The 20,493-nt window shown below is 72.0% G+C and carries 17 protein-coding genes and 1 pseudogene; 4 read left to right on the forward strand and 14 right to left on the reverse strand.

Annotated elements, in window-relative coordinates; translation table 11 throughout:
* Positions 1-138: 138 nt before the first annotated feature.
* Positions 139-1,182 carry a zinc-dependent alcohol dehydrogenase family protein gene (locus LZ604_RS14830; RefSeq protein ID WP_234515562.1) on the forward strand — a complete coding sequence of 348 codons (1,044 nt, stop codon included), beginning with the start codon at positions 139-141 and terminating at the stop codon, positions 1,180-1,182.
* 86 nt (positions 1,183-1,268) lie between these two features.
* On the opposite strand, the gene LZ604_RS14835 is transcribed toward LZ604_RS14830, so the two are convergent.
* From LZ604_RS14835 to iolC, 14 genes and pseudogenes are all read right to left on the reverse strand, one after another.
* Entirely contained in the window at positions 1,269-1,469 is a 201-nt protein-coding gene (locus LZ604_RS14835; RefSeq protein WP_234515563.1) for a helix-turn-helix transcriptional regulator, read from the reverse strand.
* A gap of 340 nt (positions 1,470-1,809) precedes the next feature.
* Positions 1,810-2,790: a chaplin gene (locus tag LZ604_RS36030; RefSeq protein ID WP_308283587.1), complete on the reverse strand. Its 981-nt coding sequence runs from the start codon at positions 2,788-2,790 to the stop codon at positions 1,810-1,812.
* A gap of 136 nt (positions 2,791-2,926) precedes the next feature.
* The gene (locus LZ604_RS14850; RefSeq protein ID WP_234515564.1) at positions 2,927-3,160 is read right to left on the reverse strand and encodes a chaplin; all 234 of its coding nucleotides are present in this window, start codon (positions 3,158-3,160) and stop codon (positions 2,927-2,929) included.
* 205 nt (positions 3,161-3,365) lie between these two features.
* Positions 3,366-3,683 carry an RdlA protein gene (locus LZ604_RS36035; protein ID WP_234515565.1) on the reverse strand — a complete coding sequence of 106 codons (318 nt, stop codon included), beginning with the start codon at positions 3,681-3,683 and terminating at the stop codon, positions 3,366-3,368.
* 239 nt (positions 3,684-3,922) lie between these two features.
* A pseudogene (locus LZ604_RS14860) lies at positions 3,923-4,333 on the reverse strand (long-chain fatty acid--CoA ligase); the annotation flags it as partial.
* A gap of 23 nt (positions 4,334-4,356) precedes the next feature.
* Positions 4,357-5,877 carry a vWA domain-containing protein gene (locus LZ604_RS14865; RefSeq protein ID WP_234515566.1) on the reverse strand — a complete coding sequence of 507 codons (1,521 nt, stop codon included), beginning with the start codon at positions 5,875-5,877 and terminating at the stop codon, positions 4,357-4,359.
* A 168-nt stretch (positions 5,878-6,045) separates the two neighbouring features.
* Complete coding sequence (locus LZ604_RS14870; protein WP_234515567.1) at positions 6,046-6,909, reverse strand: ABC transporter permease; 864 nt, start codon at positions 6,907-6,909, stop codon at positions 6,046-6,048.
* Entirely contained in the window at positions 6,906-9,698 is a 2,793-nt protein-coding gene (locus LZ604_RS14875) for an alpha/beta fold hydrolase (protein ID WP_234515568.1), read from the reverse strand. The genes LZ604_RS14870 and LZ604_RS14875 overlap by 4 nt, the downstream gene beginning before the upstream one ends.
* Before the next feature lie 293 nt (positions 9,699-9,991).
* Positions 9,992-11,392: an APC family permease gene (locus LZ604_RS14880; protein WP_234515569.1), complete on the reverse strand. Its 1,401-nt coding sequence runs from the start codon at positions 11,390-11,392 to the stop codon at positions 9,992-9,994.
* Between the two features lie 378 nt (positions 11,393-11,770).
* Positions 11,771-13,273: a CoA-acylating methylmalonate-semialdehyde dehydrogenase gene (gene mmsA / locus LZ604_RS14885; protein ID WP_234515570.1), complete on the reverse strand. Its 1,503-nt coding sequence runs from the start codon at positions 13,271-13,273 to the stop codon at positions 11,771-11,773.
* Between the two features lie 14 nt (positions 13,274-13,287).
* Positions 13,288-15,171 carry a 3D-(3,5/4)-trihydroxycyclohexane-1,2-dione acylhydrolase (decyclizing) gene (gene iolD / locus LZ604_RS14890; protein ID WP_234515571.1) on the reverse strand — a complete coding sequence of 628 codons (1,884 nt, stop codon included), beginning with the start codon at positions 15,169-15,171 and terminating at the stop codon, positions 13,288-13,290.
* Complete coding sequence (iolB, locus tag LZ604_RS14895; RefSeq protein ID WP_234515572.1) at positions 15,168-15,989, reverse strand: 5-deoxy-glucuronate isomerase; 822 nt, start codon at positions 15,987-15,989, stop codon at positions 15,168-15,170. The genes iolD and iolB overlap by 4 nt, the downstream gene beginning before the upstream one ends.
* Before the next feature lie 7 nt (positions 15,990-15,996).
* Entirely contained in the window at positions 15,997-16,872 is an 876-nt protein-coding gene (locus LZ604_RS14900; protein ID WP_425577904.1) for a Cgl0159 family (beta/alpha)8-fold protein, read from the reverse strand.
* Between the two features lie 128 nt (positions 16,873-17,000).
* A complete protein-coding gene (gene iolC / locus LZ604_RS14905; protein ID WP_234515574.1) occupies positions 17,001-17,990 on the reverse strand; it encodes a 5-dehydro-2-deoxygluconokinase in 990 nt (329 codons plus the stop codon).
* A gap of 122 nt (positions 17,991-18,112) precedes the next feature.
* On the opposite strand from iolC, the gene LZ604_RS14910 reads away from it, so the two are divergent.
* From LZ604_RS14910 to LZ604_RS14920, 3 genes are all read left to right on the forward strand, one after another.
* Entirely contained in the window at positions 18,113-19,030 is a 918-nt protein-coding gene (locus tag LZ604_RS14910) for a sugar phosphate isomerase/epimerase family protein (RefSeq protein ID WP_234515575.1), read from the forward strand.
* Between the two features lie 169 nt (positions 19,031-19,199).
* Positions 19,200-19,439: a chaplin gene (locus tag LZ604_RS14915; RefSeq protein ID WP_234515576.1), complete on the forward strand. Its 240-nt coding sequence runs from the start codon at positions 19,200-19,202 to the stop codon at positions 19,437-19,439.
* Positions 19,440-19,782: 343 nt separating this feature from the next.
* On the forward strand, positions 19,783-20,409 hold the full coding sequence (locus LZ604_RS14920) for a hypothetical protein (protein ID WP_234515577.1): 627 nt from the start codon (positions 19,783-19,785) through the stop codon (positions 20,407-20,409).
* The last annotated feature ends 84 nt before the right edge of the window (positions 20,410-20,493 follow it).

Genomic DNA, 20,493 nt, shown 5'->3' on the forward strand with positions numbered 1-20,493 from the left:
TCCACGAGAGACGTTGCTCATCCCCGGTCGTCGGTCGGCTCTCCCGATCGCTCTCGCCTTCACTCGGCTAGCGTTCCGCCGCGAGCGAAGTCCCCGGGACTGCCGGGGACCGCGGTGGCGGGCGGAGGGTGCGGTCGTATGCGTGCGGTGATGTTCGAGCGGTACGGGGAGCCGGCCGAGGTGCGGGAGGTGCCGGATCCGGAGCCTTCCGGGCACGGGGTCGTGGTACGGGTCGAGGCGACGGGGCTGTGCCGCAGCGACTGGTACGGCTGGATGGGGCACGACCCGGACATCACGCTCCCGCATGTGCCCGGGCACGAACTCGCCGGTGTGGTGGAGGCGGTGGGCAGCCGGGTGACCGGCTGGAGTCCCGGCGACCGGGTCACGGTCCCGTTCGTCTGCGCCTGCGGCAGCTGCCCCTCCTGCGTGGCGGGCGACCAGCAGGTGTGCGAGCGCCAGACCCAGCCGGGGTTCACGCACTGGGGATCCTTCGCGCAGTACGTGGCCCTGGATCACGCGGACGTGAATCTGGTGGCGGTGCCGGAGGAACTGTCGTTCCGGACGGCCGCGGCGCTGGGGTGCCGGTTCGCCACGGCGTTCCGCGCGGTCGTCCGGCAGGGCCGGGCGGCGGCGGGGGAGTGGGTCGCCGTGCACGGCTGCGGGGGCGTCGGCCTGTCCGCGGTGATGATCGCGGCTGCCGCGGGGGCGAGGGTCGTGGCCGTCGATGTGTCACCCCCGGCACTGGAGCTGGCACGGGAGTTCGGGGCGGTGGAGTGCGTGAACGCGACGCACGCCGGGGACACGGCGGAAGCGGTCCGTGAACTGACGGGCGGCGGTGCCCATGTCTCCCTGGACGCGCTGGGCTCCCCGCCCACCTGCGCCGCGTCGGTGAACGGCCTGCGCCGCCGCGGCCGCCATGTCCAGGTCGGCCTGCTGCCCTCGCCCGACGGCACGACCCCGGTCCCGATGGCCCGGGTGATCGCTCTGGAACTGGAGCTGCTCGGCAGCCACGGAATGGCGGCCCACGCCTATCCGCCGCTGCTGGAACTGGTCCGCTCGGGCGCCCTGCGCCCCGAACTCCTGGTCACCTCGGCGATCCCGCTGGAGGCGTCGCCGGCGGCCCTGGCGTCCCTGGGGACGGCGCCGGGCCGCGGAGTGACCGTCGTCGAACCGTGGGGCTGAGTGCGGGGCGCCATGGACGGCGCTCCCGCCGTGGCGCGGGAGCGGCCCGCCCCGAAGGGGGGCGGACCACTCGCCGGAAGGAGGGGTCAGGGCTCCGCGCGGCCGCGGTTGCCGGGCCGGGAGGCGACCCAGGTCCGGACCGTGTCGGCGTACCAGTAGGGTTTCCCGCCCTCCACATGGTCGGGCGGGGGAAGCAGCCCGTGTTTTCGGTACGACCTCACGGTGTCCGGCTGCACCCGGATGTGCGCGGCGATCTCCTTGTACGACCAGAGGTGGCGGTCGGTCATCAGTAGCACCTCCCCGCGCGCGCCGCGGCGGCGACCGGGGGAGGCCGACGGGGGAGCCGGGGCTGCGCTGGCGATCACGAACCTGTGACTGCGTCAACGACAGGGAGCCGGGGCGGGCAGGGCCTGTGGGCGGGGTGTGACCGAATGACGGTCCGCCCGGAACACCTGTGACGTGCCGGGGTTCTTTGTGACACGGATGACGCATTGGCCCGGTGGGTCGCTTGTCGCCGGGGACGGCGACGGCCCAGGGGCGGCACCCGTATACAGCGGGTGCCGCCCCTGGGCCGTGGACTGAGGGGATCGGGCGGGTGCCGGACGTGGACGCCCGGCACCCGTCGCACTAGAAGCGGGACGCGGCGCGGCCCCGTCGGTACAGGATGAGCCCGCCGGCCAGCATCGCGATGCTTACGGCCGAGGCCGCGATGACGCCTTCACTGCCGGTCTCGGCCAGGGCGGGCGTCGGGTGCGAGGCGGGGACGGGCGCGTGCGGCACATGGCGCGCAGGCGGTTGCGGCGGCGTCTGCGGCGGCGTCTGCGGCGGCGTCTGGGGGGTCTGCGGCGGCGTCGGCGGGGTCTGCGGCGGCGTCTGCGGCGGCGTCTGCGGCGGCGTCGGCGGCGTCTGCGGCGGCGTCTGCGGCGGCGTCGGCGGCGTCTGCGGCGGCGTCGGCGGGGTCTGCGGCGGCGTCTGCGGCGGGGTCTGCGGAACCGTCTGCGTGCCGGTGGCCGGGCCGCAGGAGTTGCCGGACGCCGTGTTCAACAGGGCGGCCACGTTGACGCTGTTGCCGCAGGCGTTGACCGGGACGTGCACGGGGGCCTGGACGTTGTTGCCGGAGCCCACGCCGGGCGAGCCGGTCGTCGTGCCCGTGGCGTGCGCGCCCGTGGACGAGGCCTGTCCGCCGGAGGTGCTGCCGCAGGAGTTGCCGGACGACGTGTTCAACAGGGCGGCCACGTTGACGCCGTTGCCGCAGGCGTTGACCGGGACGTGCACGGGAGCCTGGACGTTGTTGCCGGAGGCGACGCCCGGCGAGTCGGCCGTCGTACCCGTGGCGTGCGCGCCCGTGGACGAGGCCTGCCCGCCGGAGGCGTGGGCACAGGCATTGCCGAAGGCGGGGTTCAACGCGGCGATCACATTGACCGTGTTGCCGCAGATGTTGACCGGGGCGTTCACCGGGACCTGGAGGCTGTTGCCGGAGGCGACGCCGGGCGATCCGCTGGCAGTGCCGTCGGCGTGCGAGTCCGCGTACACCGGGTTGCCGCACAGGGAAAGAATGCCCGTCGCGGCGGCCGCCGCGACCATTCCCCTGCTCAGGGTCTGTCGCAATCTCGTTGTCTTCCTGCTGGTAGAAGTGGGTGAAGTGGGAAGGCCGGCCCTGGTTCCGGAAAGAGGAGTCCAAGGCCGGCCGGGACACAGCCAGGCAGCTGCTGTGTGACGACCTCAGCCGTCGGCGGCCATGACGTCAGGGGGTCGCGCAGGTGTTGGCGGCGGCCGGGTTGAGCAGCCCGATGACGCTGACGGTGTTGCCGCACACGTTGACCGGAATGTCCACGGGCACCTGGACGACATTCCCGGAGACGACGCCCGGGGACATGGTCGAGGTGGCATCGGCACCGGAGTCGGCCATGGCCGGAGCGGCCATGCCGAGCGCCATGACGGCACCGGCGACGACGGTGGCACTCTTCTTGTGCTTCACGTACTTTCCCTTCTTCGCGGTCGTGCCCCTGTGACGGCCGAAACCGAGCGAGCACGGCTTGAACGGCTCGCCGCACGACCTGCAGTCTGTGAAACGAGGAATAGACGACCGAAGCAACTCCCCGTCGGAGGGCACCGGTCAATTCACCCGAATGCCATCGCCGAATTCACACGCCGGGCGAGTAGCGGGTATTGACGCGGAGCGCTCAGCCGGTGCCCGCGCTGCCGCCCGCCAGGAGCGGCGCGGCCTGGGCCGCGTCCGGTACGGCAGGGAGGACCGAACCGGTGCCGGTCTGCGCCGGCAGACCGGTGCCGAGCCTGTTCAGAGAGGTCTGCACCAGGGAGGACTGCGGACTCGTACCGCTCCCGGTCGCCTGGTCGCCGATCGGGCCCGAGACGGTGGGTGAGCCGGTGGACGTGGTGCGCCCGTCGTCACCGAGAGCAAGCGCCTGGGGAGCGGCCGCCGCCGTGGCACCGACGACGGAAGCCACGACCGCCGCCATGGCCATTGCCTGCTTGAGCATTTTTCTCGCGTTCCTTTCCTGGCAGAGACACGTGTTCTGCTCTGCCACCAACCAGGCGTATCCGTATTGGTTTCGGTGATTCACCCGGTCGGCCGTTCGGGGAACGGTAATTGCGCTCATAGCGGTAATGCGGATCCGAACGCGCGGGCGCCGCCGGTGCGGCGGTCGCCCGGGCGGCCCGGCCTCTCAGCCGCCGTACAAGGCGTCGATCTCCCGGTCGAACGCCGTCGTCACCGCCTGGCCTTCTGGACGTCCGCGCGTATCCGGGGATCACGGACGATCTCGGACATCGGGGTGTCCGAGGGCAGCCCGCGCACGGCGAGCCGGTGGGCGAGCGCCTCGGGGTCCGGGGTGATCAGGGCGGCGACATACGGGCGGTTGTCGCCGACCACGATGCACTGGCCGACGGGGGAACGGCTGCGCAGCCGTTCCTGCAGCACGGACGGGGAGACGTTCTTGCCGCCCGTATTGATGAGGACGTCCTTCTTCCGGCCGGTGATGGTGAGATAGCCGTCCTGGTCGAGGGCGCCGAGGTCGCCCGTCGCGAACCACTCCCCGGCCAGGACGGCGTCCGCGGCGGCCGGGTTGTTCCAGTACGCGCCGAAGACCGGACCGTCCTTGATCAGGCCCTCCCCGTCGTCGGCGATGCGCGCACGGTCCGCCGTGCACAGGGCTAACCGAGGTCGTGGAGGCCGGATGCCTGCCGGATGGCCGCGGCCAGCTCGCGTACCTCGGCGTCCCGGGTGCGCGCGGCGAGCGTGTCGGCACGGTCGGCGAGCACGGGGAGCCCGGGGGCCCCGGGGAGCGGGCCCCGGCCGGTGTCGGCCCGGCGCAGGCTCTCCGCGAAGTAGGCCGCGGTCGCGGCGACTTGCAGCCCGTACGGCGCGTGCCCCAGGTCGTCGTCCAGGGAACCGGTCTCCACCTGGCCCGACTCCTCGTGCGGGGCACGGGTGGCCGGGTCCAGCCAGCGGACGCTCGCCGTGGCGAGATGCCCGGTGGCACCGGGCCGGGTGCGGACCGCGTAGAGCGCGGTGACCGTGTGGCCGGGGCCGATCTCGCCGCCGTCCACGCGGTCGTCGCGGAAGTCCCGGTCGGCGACGCGCCGGTCGTCGTAGCCGATGAGACGGAACTCCCGTACGTTCCGCGGATCGAAGGCGACCTGTGCCTTCGCCTCCCGGGCGGTCAGCTGGACGTTCTGCGGCAGCTGGTCGCAGAAGACCCGGTGTGCGTCGTCGGTGGTCGAGACATAGGTGGTGTGGCCGTCGCCCCGGTCGGCCAGGCGCTCCATCAGCGCGTCGCCGTACTCGCTGCCCACACCGACACCGAAGAGGGTGATGCCGTGCTCCCGGCGGGCGTTCGCGATGCGCTCCAGGATGGTGTCGGCGTCGGTGTCACCGGTGTTGGCGAGCCCGTCGGACAGCAGCACGACCCGGTTGGTGGCACCCGGGCGCAGGCCCCCGACGGCGGTGGCGTACCCGGTGCGGACGCCGGCGCCGAGGTTGGTCGAGTCCGTGGGACGCAACTCGTCGACCGCGTCGTGGACCCGGGCGCGATGTCCGCCGAGCCGGGTCATCGGAAGCACGGTCCGCGCCTCGTCGCTGAAGGTGACGAGCGCGACCGAGTCGTCGTCGCGCAGCCGGTCCGTCAGCACGCCGAGAGAGTCCCTGACCAGGTCGAGACGGCCGGGCTCGCCCATGGACCCGGAGATGTCGACGACGAACGTCAACGCGGCGGGCGGGCGTTCGGACTCCGGTGGCGCGGTGCCGGTGGCGAGTCCGACCCGGAGGAGGGACCAGTCGTCCGGGCCGGTGCGTGCGCCGTCGACGGTGACCGTGAAGCCGTTGCCCGCCGGGCGCTCGTAGTGCTGGTCGAAGCTGTTGACGAACTCCTCCGGGCGGACCGTCGACGGCTCCGGCAGCCGGCCCTCCGCGAGGGCGCGGCGCGCATAGCCGTACGAGGCGGTGTCCACGTCCAGGGCGAAGGTGGAGAGCCGGCCGGAACCCTCCTCGCGGGCGTCGTGTCCCGGGCTGTACGCCGGTGCGGGGAACGGGAGCGCGCCGTTCGACCCGTCCGGGCCGTTCGACTTGCCCGGCCCGTCCGACGCGCCCCCCGCGCAGCCGGTGAGCAGCAGTCCCCCCGCGAGTGTGAGCGCAAGCAGCGCGCCGCCAGGTCCTCGTGGCCGGTACTCCCCCATCGATGCCCCTCCGTCCGTCGGCGTCGCCGTCCATGGCTTTCCTCTGTGGCGACGTCTGTGACTGTGACGGCGGAAGGGGCGCCGATGTGCGCCACGGGGCGTTGCGGATGGATCTCGAACCGGCCACGGTGGGCGGCCGCCGAGACCGGTGGGAGATCCTCCGTTGACCTAGGACACGACGTCCTTGCGCGCGAAACCGCGGAAGGCCAGGGCGAACAGCACCAGCGCGTACGTTATGGAAACCGCCGCGCCCTGGACCATGCCCGACCACTCGGGGCGGGGCTGGACGGCGTCCGCCCAGGCGAACTGCCAGTGCGCGGGCAGAAAGTCCCGCCAGTGGCCGAGCGCGGTGACCGCGTCCAGCACGTTCCCGACGATCGTGAGGCCGACCGCGCCGCCCACCGCGCCCAGCGGAGCGTCCGTCCGGGTGGACAGCCAGAACGCGAGCCCGGCGGTGACCAGTTGGGACACGAAGATGTACGCCACCACGACCACGAGCCGCTGGGCCGCCGTGCCCGCGGACAGGGCGCCGCCCGTCGGTATCTCCAGCGGCCCCCAGCCGTAGGCCGCCGTACCCACCAGGAGCGCGACGACCGGCAGCAGCACCATGGCCGCGAGACTCATACCGAGTCCGACCGCGAGCTTGGACCACAGCAGACGGGCGCGCGGGACGGGTGCCGCGAGCAGGTAGCGCAGCGAGGACCAGCTCGCCTCGGAGGCGACCGTGTCCCCGCAGAACAGGGCGACCGGGATCACCAGCAGGAATCCGGCTGAGACGAAGAGGTTCACCGCGGCGAAGTTGGCGCCCGACGCCGTCGCCGTGTCCATGAGCGTGACCTGCCCGTTGCGCGAGCCCGGGTCGCCGCCGATGGCGAAGGCCACGACCAGCACGAACGGCAGTACGGTCAGGATCGCGCCCATGACGAGCGTACGGCGCCGCTTCACCTGACGGACGAGTTCGACGCGCAGCGGGAGCGTCCGCCGCGCCCGGTACCCGTCGGCCGTCTCCGCCCGCTCGGCCAGCGCACTCATGCGGAACCTCCGATCAGCGTGAGGAAGGCGTCCTCGAGACGTCGGTGGGGCCCGAGCGAGGCCACCGGCACGTCGAGCCGGACCAGCTCGACGAGCAGCCGCGCCGCGGCCGCGGAACCGGAGGTGGAGGCGAGCGGCTCGGCCGGGTCGGCCGCGGGCACGGTGGAGGCGAGCGGCTCGGGCGGGTCGGCCGCGGGCACGGTGGAGGCGAGCGGCTCGGGCGGGTCGGCCGCGGGCACCGTGGAGGCGAGCGGTTCCGCCGCCGGTGTGAGGCGTACCAGCAGTCCGCCCTCCGTCCGTATCGCCGACGAGACGCCGGGCAGTGCGGCCACCTTCTCCACCAGCGGGTCCGCGACGTCGGCCGCCAGGCCCACGAGCAGGGTGTCGCCGGAGCCCACGATCTCCTCCACCGGCCCCGCCTGCACCAGTCGGCCGCGGTCCATGACCACCAGGTGTGTGCAGGACTGCTCGACCTCCGCCAGGAGATGGCTGGAGACGATGACCGTGCGGCCGCCCGCCGCGTACCGGATCATCACCTCGCGCATCTCCCGGATCTGCGGCGGGTCCAGACCGTTGGTCGGTTCGTCGAGGATCAGCAGGTCCGGCAGGCCGAGCATGGCCTGCGCGAGGGCGAGCCGCTGGCGCATGCCCTGGGAGTACGTGCGGACCGCGCGGGACAGCGCGTCACCGAGCCCGGCGATCTCCAGCGCCTCGTCCAGGTGCGCGTCCTCGGCCGGGCGGCCCGTCGCCCTCCAGTACAGCTCCAGGTTCTCCCGGCCGGACAGGTGCGGCAGGAAGCCCGCGCCCTCCACGAAGGCGCCGACCCGCGACAGCACCGGTGCGCCCGGCCGGATCGCGTGGCCGAAGACCCGGATCTCCCCGCCGTCCGGCTTGATGAGGCCCATCAGCATGCGCAGGGTCGTCGTCTTGCCCGCGCCGTTCGGCCCGAGCAGGCCCAGTACCTGGCCCCGCTCCACCCGGAAGGAGAGGTCCCGTACCGCGTACCGGTCCGCCGACTTCGCGTACCGCTTGCCCAGATCCGTGATCTGGAGCGGAACCTCGGCCAGCGCCGGGTCCGGAGCCGGTGTCGTCGTGGCGCGGCGGCCCGTCAGGAACAGGGCCGCCGCGACCGCCGCTCCGGCGAGCGGCAGCCACCAGACCCAGGAGGGCAGCGGGGCCGCGGCGGTCGTCACGCCCGGTGCCGTGGGGACCGTGAGGCCGCTTCTCAAGGCGACCCGGTACGTGGCCGGCGCGGCCGGGGACGCATAGCCGAGGTCCGTGGAGGCGAGGACCAGCCGCAGTCGGTGGCCCTTCTGCACCTCGTGGTCGATGGCGGGAAGGGCCAGCGTGACATCCTTGCCGTCTTTGGCGCCGGTCACCCGGACGGGGGCGACCAGTTGCGAGGGCAGCACCGGCCGGCTGCCGCCGGGGCCGGCGTCGTACACCTTTCCGAAGAGCACGGCGTCGTCGCTCGTCGACGTCACATGGAGGGTCACCGTCGGCGACCCGGTGATCCGCAGGTCGTCGCGGACCGGAGCCGAGTCGAACTGCGCGTACTGCCCGGGGAAGTCGAGTGACACCCCGATGCCCAGCGACGACAGCCGGGACAGGCCCCCGGAGCCGCCGAGGCCGGGGAGCGCGGAGACCGCGGGCGGGCTCGCGCCCGCCGGGTTGGCGAAACTCTGTTCGCGACCGGCGAGCGGGAGCGTCCGCCGTCCGCTGTCCAGGCCCGGGTAGGTGTCCGCGCTCGCGCCGCGCAACAGGGCCGCCCCGTCCGTGGAGTCGATGCCCCCGGTCCGGGTGATGCGGAAGGCGGGGCCGGTGCCGACACCCTTCTCGTCCTTCAGATAGCGGTCGAACCACGCCGTGACCCGCGCCTGGACGCGGTCCGTCTCCAGGTCGCCGCCGTCGTGGCCGCCCGCGATCCAGTCGACGTCCACAGGCGCGCCGTTCGCCCGGACGGCCCTGGCCGCCGCGTCCGCCTGGCCGAGCGGGAAGAGCGAGTCGGACTGGCCCTGCACCAGCAGCGCGGGCACCCTGATGTCCTTGCCGACGGCGGACGGGGAGCGGGCCTGGAGGAGAGCGCGCGCCTGCGCGTCGGGCGTTCCGGACTCCGCGACCCGCTCGTACATCCGGCACAGCTCGTCGGTGAACTTGCCGCAGCCGCCGCCGGAGTTCAGGAAGACGCCGGCCCACAACTTCTTGAACACGCCGTTCGGGAACAGGGCGTCCGCCAGGTTCCAGTAGGTGATCGCCGGGGCGATCGCATCCACCCTGTGGTCGTGGCCGGCGGCCAGCAGCGAGATCGCCCCGCCGTAGGACGCGCCCGCCATGCCCACGCGCGGGTCGCCGGGCTTGTCGAGTTCGACCTCGGGCCGCTTCGCCAGCCAGTCGAGCAGCTTGGAGACGTCGGCGACCTCGCCCTTGGGATCGTTCAGCCCGATCTTTCCCGTGGACCTCCCGAAGCCGCGCGCCGACCAGGTCAGCACGGCATACCCCTCCCGGGCGAGCTTCTCCGCCTGGCCCCTGACGTCGTCCTTGCTGCCGCCGAATCCGTGGGCGAGCAGGACGGCCGGGCGCCGGCCGGCCGACCCCGCGGTGAAGTAGGACGTGTCGATCCGCACGCCGCCGCCCATGTCCATGACTCCGTCGGCGCGGTGCACGGCAGGCACGTCGTCCGAGGCGACGGCCGACCATGTACCGACGCAGGCCAGGACGAGGACGACCGCGGCCACGGCGGCCACGGTCCCTCGGCGCAGCCCCCGGAGCGCGGGCAGTCGAAGATCCATGCGTCAACGGTAGAGGCCGCCACCGACAACCGCGGCACCCGCCGGACGGAACTCCGGGCCCTCCCCCAGGCGTACGGACCCGGTGCCGCATACCGCAGCCGCGGTACGAGCGCTTTACTCAGATCACAACCGGCCGCAGAAGCACCGGCCTCAGGTCGGCGCACCCCCGCGGTGCCGGCAGGGCAGCCGGCCGCAGAGGTGCGGACCCATCCCGAGGCGCTGCGGCAGTGATACCCGCGGTGGGCTTCGCCTCCTGCACCGTGTATCGGCAGAGGCGGACCGGCCCGGGGGCCTCAGGCCCGCGCGTCCTCCGGGATCGACACCAGCCAGCGGGTGTCGCGGCGGGGACGGAGGTAGAGCGCCCAGTACAGGGTGGCCGCCGCGGTGATGCCGCCGGTCCACAGCAGGTAGCCGACCTCCTGCCGGCTGAGGATGTACGCGAGGACCGCGATCAGCAGGGCCGGCATCGCGGGCCACAGCGGCATGCGCCAGGCGGACGTGTGCCGGTGCGTGCCGCGCCGGGCGAGCAGGGCGGCGACCGCGACCAGCAGGTACATGCCGGTCACCGAGACGCCCGTGACGCCGTAGAGGGTGTCCAGGTTGACGAAGCACAGGAGCGCGCCGGGGACGCCGACGACGAGGGTGGCGACCCAGGGGGAGCCGAACCGGCCGAGCTTGGACAGTGCGTTGTTGACCGGCTCGGGCCAGGCCTTGTCGCGGGCGGAGGCGAACAGCACACGGGAGTTCTGGATGACCATGACGATGCCCGCGTTGATGATGGCGAGCGCCACGCACAGGCTCACGAAGGTGCCGACGGCCGAGTTGGACCAGGCGGTGACCATGCTGCTGATGTCGCCGCTCGTCAGCGCCTTCAGGTCGGAGGCGCCCATGGTGATCGCCACGACCGGGACCAGGATGACGACCGTGGAGATGGCGAGGGTGGCCAGGACCGTGCGGGCGACGTTGCGGCGCGGGTTCTCCAGCTCCTCGGAGAGGTAGACGGCGGTCGAGAAGCCCTGGGTGACGAAGAGGGCGATGGCGAGCCCGGAGACCACCAGCATGGCCGTCACGGTGTCCGTGTGTCCGCCGGAGCCGGTCACCTGCATCGAGACGAGGCTGCCGAGGCCGCGCCGGCCGTGTGTGAAGCCCAGGAGCGCGACGACGCCCGCGGCCACCACTTCCAGGACCAGGAAGATGCCGGTGATCCAGGCGTTGGCGCGCAGGTCCAGCAGTCCGGCGAGGGTGGCGAGCAGCATGACGGTGGCGCCCGTCATCGCCGGGTCGAGGTGCACGAGCGGTGCGAGGTAGTCCGCCGTGCCCATGGCGATCACCGGCGGGACGATCATCACGACCAGCAGGGACAGCACGAAGACCAGCCAGCCGGCGAGTCGGCCGGCCAGCGTCGACACCATGGCGTACTCGCCGCCCGCGCTGGGGATCAGGGTGCCCAGCTCCGAGTAACAGAACGCCACGGCGATACAGAGGAGGGAGCCGATGGCGATCGTGAGGGCGGTGGCGGTGCCCAGCGAGCCGAACAGGTCGGGGACGACCACGAAGAGCGTGGAGGCGGGCGTCACGCACGACAGGGTGAGCAGGGTGCCGCCGACGACGCCGATGGAACGCTTGAGCGTCTGGGGGCTTTTCTCCGGCGCCTGGGCGACGGAGTTCTCGACAGGGCTGAGCGTGTCGGTCATGCGGCGGTTCCGATCGACTGGTGCGGCGGTGATGGGGGCGGGAGCGCTATCGCCTCCGGAGGCTGGGTCGTACTACTGCTCGTCCTCTCCCGGTGCGCTGCATGGAACCCCGACGAAAACCGCTGCGTCAATGCCCGTTTACCTTCGGAATCCGCACGTGTAAAGCGGTCTGGGTCACGTTGCTTTCCCAGGACGCGACAGCCGTTCGTCTCATTAGCCAAGCTCTGGCATGAGTGGACCTTGCTTTCCAAGGTGGAATACGGGCTAGGCCTGCGTCATCCGTTTCATCCCGCCCGCACGGGAACCGTAGGAGCGGCGTCAAAAAAATGTCAGGCCGTCCGGTATCCGGACGGCCTGACGGGGATTTCTCCGTGGCACTCAGTGGTTGCGCGGGAAGCCGAGGTCCACGCCTGCCGGGGCCTCCGAGGGGTCGGGCCAGCGGGTGGTGATCACCTTGCCGCGGGTGTAGAAGTGCGTGCCGTCGTTGCCGTAGATGTGGTGGTCGCCGAAGAGCGAGTCCTTCCAGCCGCCGAAGGAGTGGTAGCCCACCGGGACCGGGATCGGCACGTTGACACCGACCATGCCCGCCTCGATCTCCAGCTGGAAGCGGCGGGCCGCGCCGCCGTCCCGGGTGAAGATCGCGGTGCCGTTGCCGAAGGGAGAGGCGTTGATCAGGGCGACGCCCTCCTCGTACGTCTCCGCGCGCAGCACGCACAGCACCGGGCCGAAGATCTCGTCCTGGTACGCCTTCGCAGTGGTCGGCACCTTGTCCAGAAGCGAGATGCCGATCCAGTGGCCGTCCTCGTAGCCGTCCACGGTGTAACCGGTGCCGTCCAGGACGACCTCGGCGCCCTCCGCCGCCGCGCCCGTCACGTACGACGCCACCTTGTCCCGGTGCACCTTGGTGATCAACGGGCCCATCTCGGAGGCCGGGTCGCCGCCCGGACCGATCTTGATCTTCTCGGCGCGCTCGCGGATCTTCTCCACCAGTTCGTCGCCGATGGATCCGACGGCGACGACGGCGGAGATCGCCATGCAGCGCTCGCCCGCCGAGCCGTACGCCGCCGAGACCGCCGCGTCCGCCGCCGCGTCCAGGTCGGCGTCCGGCAGGACCAGCATGTGGTTCTTGGCGCCGCCCAGGGCCTGGACCCGCTTGCCGTTCGCGGAGGCGGTGGTGTGGATGTAGCGGGCGATCGGGGTCGAGCCGACGAAGGACACCGCCTTGACGTCCGGGTGCTCGAGGAGACGGTCCACGGCCACCTTGTCGCCGTGGACGACGTTGAAGACGCCGTTCGGCAGGCCCGCCTCCGCCAGCAGCTCGGCGATCCGGATCGAGGCGGACGGGTCCTTCTCGGACGGCTTCAGGACAAAGGTGTTCCCGCACGCGATGGCGATCGGGAACATCCACATCGGCACCATCGCCGGGAAGTTGAACGGCGTGATGCCGGCGACGACACCGAGCGGCTGACGGATCGCGGCCACGTCCACACGGCTCGCGACCTGCGTGGACAGCTCGCCCTTCAGCTGCACGTTGATGCCGCACGCCAGGTCGACGATCTCCAGGCCGCGCGCCACCTCGCCGAGCGCGTCGCTGTGGACCTTGCCGTGCTCGGCGGTGATCAGCTCGGCGATCTCGTCGCGGTGCGCGTCCAGCAGCGCCCGGAACTTGAAGAGGATGGACGTGCGCTGGGCGAGGGAGGACTGCCCCCACGTCGCGAACGCCTCCCTGGCCGCGGCGACGGCCGCGTCCACCTCGTCCACGGTCGCGAAGGCGACCTTGGTGGTGACCGCACCGGTCGCCGGGTCCGTCACCGGACCGTACGTGCCCGACGCGCCTTCGACGGTCTTGCCGCCGATCCAGTGGTTGACGATCTTCGTCATGCCCAAGAACTCCTTCACAGATGGCGGCGTCGGGTCGAGACGTGCCGGTCGTACTCCTTGCGCGCCTCGACCGCCGACGGCCGTGTCGCGGTCTCGGCCACGGGTACATCCCACCAGGCCTGCGCCGGGGGTGCGCCCGACACAGTGTCTGCGGTTTCGGTCTCCACGTAGACACATGTGGGAGTGTCCGCGGCGCGTGCCTCCGCGACGGCGGCCCGCAGGTCGCCCACGGTCTTCGCGCGCAGCACCCGCATGCCCAGGCTGGCCGCGTTGGCGGCCAGGTCCACAGGCAGCGGTGCCCCCGTGTACCCGCCGTCCCCGGAGCGGAAGCGGTAGGCGGTGCCGAACCGCTCGCCGCCCACGGACTCCGACAGGTTGCCGATGGACGCGTAGCCGTGGTTCTGCACGAGCAGGACCTTGATCGCGATCCCCTCCTGTACGGCCGTGACGATCTCCGTCGGCATCATCAGATAGGTGCCGTCGCCGACCAGCGCCCACACCGGCCGGTCGGGTGCCGCCATCTTCACGCCGATCGCGGCCGGGATCTCGTAGCCCATGCACGAGTAGCCGTACTCGAGGTGGTACTGATCGGGCGAACGGGTCCGCCACAGCTTGTGCAGATCGCCCGGGAGCGAGCCGGCCGCGTTGACGAGGATGTCGGAGTCGTCCACCACGGCGTCCAGCACCCCGAGGACCTGCGGCTGTGTCGGCCGTACGTCCGGCTCGTCCGCCTCGAAACAGGCGTCCACGCGGTGCTCCCAGCGCTGCTTGTCCTCCGTGTACTCGGTGACGTACGACGGATCGACGCGGTGTCCGTGCACTGTCAGCGCCTCGGTCAGCTCCTCCAGGCCGCTGCGCGCGTCGGCGATCAGCGGCAGCCCGGAGAGCTTGTGGCCGTCCAACGGGGCGATGTTGAGATTGACGAAGCGGACGCCCTCGGCGGTGAAGAGTGTGCCGGAGGCCGTGGTGAAGTCCGTGTAGCGGGTGCCGACGCCGATCACCAGGTCGGCGGTGCGGGCCAGCTCGTCGGCGGTGGCCGTGCCGGTGTGGCCGATGCCGCCCACGTCCTGCGGGTGGTCCCAGCGCAGCGAGCCCTTGCCGGCCTGGGTGGAGGCGACCGGGATGCCGGTGGCCTCGGCGAACTCCGCCAGTGCCTGCTCCGCGCGGCTGTGGTGGACGCCGCCGCCGGCCACCACGAGCGGGCGCCGGGCGCCACGGACCGCCTGGACGGCCTCGGCGAGTTCGACCGGGTCGGCGCCCGGGCGGCGCACCGTCCAGATCCGTTCGGCGAAGAACTCCTGCGGCCAGTCGAAGCCTTCGGCCTGCACGTCCTGCGGCAGCGCAAGGGTGACCGCGCCCGTGTCGACCGGGTCGGTGAGCACGCGCATCGCCTGGAGGGCGGCCGGGATCAGCGCCTCCGGGCGGGTGATCCGGTCGAAGTACCTCGACACCGGCCGCAGACAGTCGTTGACGGACACGTCACCGGCGTAGGGCACCTCCAGCTGCTGGAGCACCGGGTCGGCCGGGCGGGTGGCGAAGACGTCGCCGGGCAGCAGCAGGACCGGGAGGTGGTTGATCGTGGCGAGGGCGGCGCCCGTGACGAGGTTGGTCGCACCGGGCCCGATGGACGTCGTCACCGCGTGCGCGGACAGCCGGTTGGACTGCCGGGCGTATCCGACCGCCGCGTGCACCATCGACTGCTCGTTGCGGCCCTGGTGGTAGGGCATGACGTCGCCGTACTCGACCAGTGCCTGCCCGAGGCCCGCGACGTTGCCGTGGCCGAAGATGCCCCACGTGGCGCCGATCAGCCGGCGGCGCACGCCGTCGCGCTCGGTGTACTGGGCGGCCAGGAAGCGCACGAGCGCCTGAGCGACCGTGAGCCTCGTCGTTGAGGTCATCGGTAACCCCCTGTGGTTTCTACGTGATCCGGGTGGAAGCAGATCCGCCACTGGCGTTCCTCGCCCGGCCCCGCCATGACGTTCAGGTAGTACATGGTGTGTCCGGGCTGGGCGATCGACGGGCCGTGCCAGCCGTCCGGTACGAGGACGGCGTCGCCGGTGCGGACCTCGGCGAGGACGTCTGAACCGCCCTCGCGCGAGGGGAATACGCGCTGGTACCCGAGACCGTTCCGACCCTCGATCTCGAAGTAGTAGATCTCCTCCAGCTCGGTCTCCTCGCCCGGCCGCGTCTCGTCGTGCTTGTGCGGCGGGTACGAGGACCAGTTGCCGCCGGGAGTGATCACCTCGACGGCGATGAGCCTGTCGCAGTCGAAGGCGTCCGCGGAGGCGAAGTTGCGCACCTGACGGGCACAGTTGCCGCTGCCGCGGTCTTCGACGGGAACCTCCGGCGCGGGGCCGTAGCGGGCGGGGAGTCGGCGCTCGCACTTCGCTCCTGCCAGGGCGAAGCGGCCTCCCGCGCCGGAGGCGATCTGTACCCGGGCGTCTCGGGGCACGTACGCGAAGTCCGATACCCCCGCGAAGACGTTGTCCCTGCCCAGGAGTTGAAACGCTTTGTCCTCCATGTGCACCGTACAGGTGCCCTCGAGGGGAAGTACGATCCACTCGCTGTCACCGGTGGTGAACATATGCGTGTCACCCGGCCGGAGCTCCACGACCCGCAGGCTGCTGTGGCTCCAGCCGGCCCGTTTCGGGTCGATGTCGAGGGTGTACTGCGCGTTCGCGGTCGCGCCCCTGGGGACGTACAAGTCGTTGCTCATGCGGCCCTCACAGAAGTCCTACGGCGGTGTCCACGGCCGTGGCGACGTCGCCGTCCGCCGGGTACAGCAGCGAACGGCCGACCACCAGGCCACTGACGGTGGGAAGTCGCAGCGCTCCGCGCCACTTCTCGTACGCGCCCTCCTGGTCCCCGCCGACATCGCCGCCGAGCAGCACGGCCGGCAGGGTGGAGGTCTCCATCACCCTGGCCATGTCGTCCGGGTCGTCGGTCACCGGGACCTTCAGCCAGGTGTACGCAGACGTGCCGCCCAGTCCGCTGGCGATGGCGATGGACCTGGTCACGGCCTCGGCGCTCAGATCGTTGCGGAGCCGGCCCTCGGGGGTGCGGCGGCTGATGAACGGCTCCACGAACACCGGGAGCCGGCGCTCGGCCATCTCGTCGATCACCCGGGCCGTGGACTCGAGGGTGTTGAGCGACCCCGGGTCGTCGTAGTCGATGCGCAGCAGCAGCTTGCCCGCGTCGAAGCCGAGCCGCTCGATGTCCTGCGGGCGGTGACCGGTGAACCGGTCGTCCAGCTCGAAGGACGCCCCCTGGAGGCCGCCGCGGTTCATCGACCCCATGACGACCTTGTGTTCGAGGGCGCCGAGCAGCAGCAGGTCGTCGAGGATGTCGGCGGTGGCCAGCACACCGTCGACGCCCGGACGGGACAACGCGAGGCACAGCCGCTCCAGCAGATCGGCGCGGCTCGCCATGGCCATCCTGCGGTCGCCGACGCCCAGGGCACCGCGGGCGGGGTGGTCGGCGGCGACGATCATCAGCCGGCCGGTGTCCCCGAGGAGCGGCCGCCGGGCCCGCCGGTCGGCGGCCTCGGCGACGGCCTCGGGGTGCCGGGTCCGGATCCGGACGAGCTCGGCGACGTCCACACGGGGAAAGGCGGAGCGTATGCGCGCGGTGCCGTTCTCTTCGTGCACGCGTGCGTGGGCGGCGCCGTCGTCCCGGTGCGGGGTGCCGGCCTCGCCCTCGTGCCGGGTGCCCCCGACGTGTCCCGCCCTCATCGCACCGCTCCCGCCGTGACGGCGGCCGCGACCTCGGCGGCCGTGGGCATCGCCGAGGAGCACTCCAGACGGGAGGCCACGATCGCCCCCGCGGCGTTCGCGTACCGCATGATCCGCTCCAGGTCCCATCCGGCGAGCAGCCCGTGGCAGAGCGAACCGCCGAAGGCGTCGCCCGCGCCGAGGCCGTTGAGGACCTTGACCGGGAGCGGGGGCACCTGAGCCGACTCGCCCGTGGCGCTGACCGCCAGCACTCCCTCGGGTCCCTGCTTGACCACCGCGAGTTGCACACCGGCGTCCAGCAGGGCGCGGGCGGCTGCGTGCGGATCGCGCTCCCCGGTGGCGATCTCCACCTCGTCGATGTTGCCGACGGCGACCGTGGTGTGGCGCAGGGCCTCGGCGTAGAACGGGCGCGCCGAGCCGGCGTCCTGCCAGAACATGGGGCGCCAGTCGAGGTCGAAGACCGTGGTACCGGAGTCGGCCCGGTGGGCGAGGGCGGCGAGCGTCGCGGTACGGCTCGGCTCCTCGCTCAGGCCCGTGCCCGTCATCCAGAAGATGCGCGCTGCGCGGATCGCGTCCAGATCCAGCTCGTGGGCGTCGATCTCCAGGTCCGGGGCCTTGGGCCGGCGGTAGAAGTACAGCGGGAAGTCGTCCGGCGGGAAGACCTCGCAGAACGTGACCGGAGTGGGCAGCCCCGCGACCGGGGTCACCCAGCGGTCGTCCACGCCGAAGCCGCGCAGCGCCTCGTGAAGGTAGGTGCCGAAGGGGTCGTCACCCGTGCGTGTGATCACCGCCGTACGGCGTCCGAGACGGGCGGCGGCGACCGCGACGTTCGTCGCCGACCCGCCCAGGAACTTCCCGAAGGTCGTCACCTGGGGCAGGGGCACGCCCGTCTGCAGCGGATACAGATCCACGCCGATCCGGCCCATGGTGATCAGGTCGTACGGGGCACCGGCGCCGTGCGGGCCCCACTCCTCGGACTCCTCCATCGAGTTCCCTTCCCATCGGCTGCCCCCAGGTCTAACCGTGCGGAGTGAGCCCTGTCAATGCTTTGTCCAGACATTCGGACGACAGCTTGACATGGCTTCGGGGCGGCCTGAAGCTGGCGGCCATGACGTCGTTGCCACCCGCAGGATCACTCTCCCGCATCCGCATCGGATCGGCCCCCGACTCCTGGGGCGTCTGGTTCCCGGACGACCCCCGGCAGGTGCCCTGGCGGCGCTTCCTCGACGAGGTCGCCGGGTCCGGCTACGAGTGGATCGAGCTGGGCCCGTACGGCTATCTGCCCACCGATCCCGCGGTCCTGGCCGAGGAGACCGGGCGGCGGGGCCTGAAGGTCTCCGCCGGCACGGTCTTCACCGGGCTGCACCACGGTCCGGAGGTGTGGGACGCCACCTGGGCGCATGTCTCGGACATCGCGGCGCTGACGCAGGCCATGGGCGGCTCGCATCTCGTGGTCATCCCGGCGTTCTGGCGGGACGACAAGACGGGCCGGGTGCTGGAGCCGGGCACCCTGACCGCCGGGCAGTGGCGGAACCTCACCACGGGGACCGAGCGGCTGGGGCGGGAGGTGCGCGAGCGGTACGGCCTGGAGATCGTCGTCCATCCGCACGCCGACACACACATCGACAGCGAGGAGAACGTGACGCGCTTCCTCGACGCGACGGACTCCTCGGCGGTGTCGTTGTGCCTGGACACCGGGCACTACGCGTACTGCGGTGGCGACAGCGTGAAGCTGATCGAGACGTACGGTGAGCGGATCGGGTACCTCCACCTCAAGCAGGTCGACCCCGCGGTCCTCGCCGAGGTGCGGGCCGAGGAGATCCCGTTCGGCCCCGCCGTGGCGCGCGGGGTCATGTGTGAACCGCCGTCCGGCGTCCCGGAGTTGGAGCCCGTGCTGGCGGCTGCGCAGCGGCTCGGTGTCGACCTGTTCGCGATCGTGGAGCAGGACATGTACCCGTGCGACCCGGACAAGCCGCTGCCGATCGCACGGCGCACCCGGGCGTATCTGAGGTCCTGCGGCGCGTGAGAGGGCGGGTGCGCCGGATGCGGAGAGGACGTGCCGGGGTGAAACCATAAAGTCCGGCAATTCCGGAGATCACCCCATCGGGGGCGCAACCCGGACGGGGGCATCGCAGTTGACTCAACGTCGGGCATTCCGCCCGGTTGTTGTGACGACTTCCAAGGAGCACCTCTCCATGTCGCGTATCGCGAAGGGCCTCGCCCTGACCACCGTTGCCGCTGCGGCCGTGGCGGGCACCGCCGGTATCGCCGCCGCCGACAGCGGCGCAAGCGCCTCCGCCGACACCTCCCCGGGCATCGTGGCGGGCAACGTTGCGCAGGCGCCGGTCCACGTTCCGGCCAACGTCTGCGGGGTCACGGCCACGGTCATCGGCCTGCTGAACCCGGCGTCCTCCAACAACTGCGCCAACGGCTGACGTCCGAGCGGACCCTTCTGGCCGGCCGTTCTCCCATGGGAAGCGGCCGGCCGGCGTGTGTGTGGGGGCCGGTGCGCGGGCCGGCGTGTGTGCGGGGGCCGGCCGGTGTGGGCCGGGGCCGGTCGGCGCCGTCGCGGGGCCGTTCGGCGCAGGCCCTGGGAGGCCGGCCGTTCCGCCGAACGGGTGGGGCGCGTTTCGATCTGTCCAGGGGCCCTCCCACCAGGCACGACGGGGTGACGAGGTCACCCGTGTCAGCTACCCGGAGCGGCCGAACGGTTGCAGCCAGCGATGTCCCCTTTCACGGTGAATTCAGGCACCAAGCCTCACGACGAAAGGAACATCCATGCGTGTTCTGCCCGCGCGGCGCTTTGCCTCCTCCGCTCTGTGCGCCGTTCTGCTCATCGGTATCACCGGACCGGCCGCCGTGGCGGCCGACCACTCCTCGGCGCGTGGCCGGGTCACCGCGGAGGCCCCCCTGCCGCCCAACGCCGACATCCTTGTGCGCCCGGTCAACGACCTGCTGGCCGCCGTGCTGAAGGCGGACCACAACCGGCTCTCCGCCGACGAGGCGGCCAGGCTCGGCAAGGCCGTCGACGACGCCATCGCCAAGGTCAGCATGGACACGGCCACCAAGGCCCCGGGGACCGACGACGACGACGCCCTCGCCGGCCTGCGACAGGCGATCGACAAGCTGCTCGCGGCCGCCACCTCCGCCAACCCCAACCTGGTCGCGCCGGCCGCCACCGCGGTGGTGACCGAACTCGTCAAGGTCCTCGCCACGGGCTTCGTCACCGGCGGTCTGCTGCCCCTGCCGAACCCCTCAGGCCCCTCGACCCTGCCCAGCCTCCCGTCGACCCTGCCCAGCCTCCCGACGCTGCCGTCGACGAAGCCGACCCCGCCGCACGTGCTGCCGCCGATTCCGTCCGCGTCGCGCATGCTGACGCCGATGCCGTCCCGCTCGACGAGCTGAGTACCGCGCCGCACGGCGACCCGGGTCCCATGGCGCCCTGCGAAACGCGCCGACCCGAGTCCCGTGGCGCGTGACGAAGCGCGC

This window comes from Streptomyces glomeratus (genome assembly GCF_021462825.1).
Taxonomy (GTDB): Bacteria; Actinomycetota; Actinomycetes; order Streptomycetales; family Streptomycetaceae; genus Streptomyces; species Streptomyces glomeratus.